Here is a 382-nt window from a genome sequence, read left to right as displayed (position 1 = left end):
GTCGGGTCGAGGCCATATTGGCCGATGCTGGTGATCCAGGCTTGTCCGGCGATGGTGACCACGACAGCGTCGCGATCGCCGAGGCGCGTATTGGCGATCACGCGGGAATCGAAATGGGTTCCGATGATCGATCTGTTACGGAACAGCTCGCCCTTGGCGATCTGCCCCTTTGCCGACATCACCGCCAGCCGCCCGGTGGTGCCGGTGCCTGTCGGTGAGCGGTCGAGCCTGCCATGCAGGCACACCGTGCCGTTGACGCTTTCCACGCGCCCGTCGACGCGCTCGATCGGACCTTCGAAAATCACGTTGGACACGTCGCGGATCTTCGGGTTCTCCGGATGCACGACCTCGAGCTGTTCGTTGACCGCCTTCTTGATGCGTT

At 63.1% G+C, this 382-nt stretch carries 1 protein-coding gene; it reads right to left on the bottom strand.

The window, feature by feature from the left end:
- Positions 1-382 (bottom strand): proline racemase family protein (locus tag EOC93_RS33935; protein WP_164759418.1); only part of this gene is annotated, 382 nt, incomplete at both ends.

Source organism: Mesorhizobium sp. M6A.T.Ce.TU.002.03.1.1, assembly GCF_003997275.1.
Lineage (GTDB): Bacteria > Pseudomonadota > Alphaproteobacteria > Rhizobiales > Rhizobiaceae > Mesorhizobium > Mesorhizobium mediterraneum.
Note: the sequence above shows the minus strand (reverse complement) of the source record. Positions and strands in the feature narration are given on the sequence as shown.